The organism is Mesorhizobium sp. M4A.F.Ca.ET.020.02.1.1, assembly GCF_004022645.1.
GTDB lineage: Bacteria > Pseudomonadota > Alphaproteobacteria > Rhizobiales > Rhizobiaceae > Mesorhizobium.
Window position 1 is genome coordinate 1 of record NZ_RZOI01000863.1, and the last position, 2280, is coordinate 2280.

General features: G+C 68.2%; 2 protein-coding genes. Both read right to left on the reverse strand.

Going from position 1 to position 2280, the window contains the following annotated elements; genetic code table 11:
• Window positions 1-1503 (reverse strand): hypothetical protein (locus EN742_RS32280; RefSeq protein WP_128333744.1); only part of this gene is annotated, 1503 nt, incomplete at its 3' end.
• Between the two features lie 74 nt (window positions 1504-1577).
• Window positions 1578-2280 (reverse strand): adenylosuccinate synthetase (locus EN742_RS32285; RefSeq protein ID WP_189375696.1); only part of this gene is annotated, 703 nt, incomplete at its 5' end.

The window sequence follows — 2280 nt, forward strand, 5'->3', positions numbered from 1 at the left end:
GGTGTCGTGGAGCGCGACGAGGAAAAAGCCGTCGGCGATCTTGGCCGGGATGCCGATCAGCGGGCTGCCGGCATCCTGTTCGGAACTCTTCAGGGCGATGCGCAGGATGTTGTCGACGCCGCCGCCGTCAAATCCTTCCGGCGTGAGGAAGATCATCTCGATGATGTGGCTGGCCGGCAGCGTCTGGTCTGTGTTGCGCCTGATCGTCATGCGCAGCTGGATGTCCTTGCCCGGTATCGTCGCCTCGGCGCGGATCGCCGGTTCCGGCGGCAGATCGCCGCCCGGCGATTCCTGCACCAGCGACCAGACGATGTTGCCCGGCTCGGCCGAGCCCTGCTGGGTGCTGGTGCGTTCCTCGTAGAAGATCGCCTTCTGGCCGACCGGCAGCGCGGTTTCAACCGGCGCTGCCGCCGGTGTCGACGGTGCGGCGCCGGTGGCCGGCGCGGCTGGCTGTGCGCCAGCGGGCGGTACCGGCGGCGTCGCGGCCGCATCTGCCGGCGTTGCGGGTGTGGCGCCATCTGCCGGCGGTGTTGCCGCCCCGGGCGCGGGAGCTGCGGGAGCGCCGGTTGCCGCCGCCGGCGGGCTGGTCGGCGCCGGCACCACGGGCGCAGCCGGTGGCGGCGTCGTCAGCGCGGCGACGGATTCGCCTTCGCCAATGCCGCTTTGCCCGCCGGCGGGGCCGGGATCGGTCTCCTTGCCCTCCGGCGTCAGGCGCTGGGTGAATTTGGTCGCTTCGGCCGTTTCGCCGGTGGCCGCCGCCGGCGGTGTTGCCGCGACGTCGGCCGCCGGCTTGGCCGGAGCCGGCTTCACCAGCGGCTCCGTGGTGACGGTCTTGCTCCCGCCAAGGCCGAGCATGGAGCCGAACGCGTCCTTGTTCAGCCAGATGCCATAGCCGCCACCGCCGATCACCAGGACGGCGGCGGCAGCGGCGATCAGCCCGCCATAGCTGCGTTTGCGCACCGCAGGGCGCAGCCGCTGGAACGTGTCGGCCGCCGCCGGTTCTTCCTCACTGACAAAGACGTCATTCTGGTCGTTCGGCATCGAGGCGTCCATGCCCGGCAGGCGGGCATCGGTCTCGAATGGCGGAGGCGTTTGCGGCGCCTTCTGCCAGCTTGGCTCCGCCTTGGCGACTGGCGCAGCCGGCCGGAAAGGCTCCGGCTTGGCGGGCTCAGGCCTGGCAGGCTCGGCTTTGGCAACGACAGGCTGCCGCACATGGCTCGGCTGGTTCTTGTTGCGATCGATCGAGGAGAAGATGTGCTCCAGCTCGGCCAGCGGATCGACCGCCGGCTGGCTTTTGGCATAACCACGCTCGACGTTGGAAATCGCATCCTCCAGCGTGCGCTTCTGCTGATCGGCAACCGACGGCGCCAAAGGCGGGACGTGATCCGCAAGCTTCTTCGCGATTGTCGCCCGCGCCTTGTCATAGACTTTCGAGCGCATCTCGGGCGTGTTTTCGCTGAGACCGTCGATCGTCTTTTTCAGAACGGTGATGAAATCTGCCATGCTTCAGTGGACCCGCATTTTGTTCCTGGGCCGGCCCCCGCAAATCAGCCGCTGAGCCCGGAAAGGCTGAGAAACTAGTCTTGAAACGGATCAGTCACAAGTATCGTGTCGTCCCGCTCCGGGCTGGTCGAGAGCAGCGCCACCGGCGCGCCGATCAGCTCCTCGATGTAACGTACATACTTGACCGCCTGGGCCGGCAGATCGTTCCAGCTGCGCGCGCCGGCGGTGGTGCCTTTCCAGCCTTCGAGCGTCTCGTAGACCGGCTCGACGCGCGCCTGCGCGCCCTGGCTGGCCGGCAGATAGTCAATCGTCTCGCCGTCGAGGCGGTAGGCGGTGCACACCTTGATCTCGTCGAGTCCGTCCAGCACATCGAGCTTGGTCAGCGCGATCCCCTTGATGCCGTTGACGGCCACCGCCTGGCGCACCAGCACGGCGTCGAACCAGCCGCAGCGACGCTTGCGGCCGGTGACGACGCCGAATTCATGACCACGCGTGCCGAGGAACTCGCCGATCTCGTTCTTCTGCTCGGTCGGGAACGGGCCCTCGCCGACACGCGTCGTGTAGGCCTTGGTGATGCCCAGCACATAGCCGATGGCGCCCGGCCCCACACCCGAGCCGGCCGCGGCCTGGCCGGCGACGGTATTGGACGAGGTGACAAACGGATAGGTGCCGTGGTCGATGTCGAGCAGCGTGCCTTGCGCGCCCTCGAACAGGATCCGCTCGCCGGCGCGGCGCCGATCGTCGAGAACTTTCCAGACCCGGTCCATGTAGGGCAGG